The organism is Streptomyces sp. NTH33 (assembly GCF_003236365.1).
GTDB lineage: Bacteria > Actinomycetota > Actinomycetes > Streptomycetales > Streptomycetaceae > Streptomyces.
Genome location: NZ_POTZ01001091.1, coordinates 1 through 294 on the forward strand (window position 1 = coordinate 1; position 294 = coordinate 294).

Here is a 294-nt window from a genome sequence, read left to right on the forward strand (position 1 = left end):
CTCGGCGACCACGTCCTCGACGCCGGGGCGGCGGCGCGGGCGCTCGGTTCGCCCCACGCCGGCCTGCTCGCGCAGCCGACCCTGAACCCGCTGCTCGCCGCCGGCCGCACCGCGTGGACGGACGTGCGGCGCGCGCTGACCGAGTGGGTGACGGTGCCGTCCCACCAGGAGGCGGTCGCGCCCTTCCTGCACCCGCTGTCCTCGGTGACCCTGCACCTGCCCTTCGAGGTCGCGGACTACGTCGACTTCTACTCCTCCGAGAACCACGCCCGCAACGTCGGACGGATCTTCCGC

At 74.5% G+C, this 294-nt stretch carries 1 pseudogene; it reads left to right on the forward strand.

Going from position 1 to position 294, the window contains the following annotated elements:
• A pseudogene (locus tag C1I97_RS38620) lies at window positions 1-294 on the forward strand (fumarylacetoacetase); the annotation flags it as partial.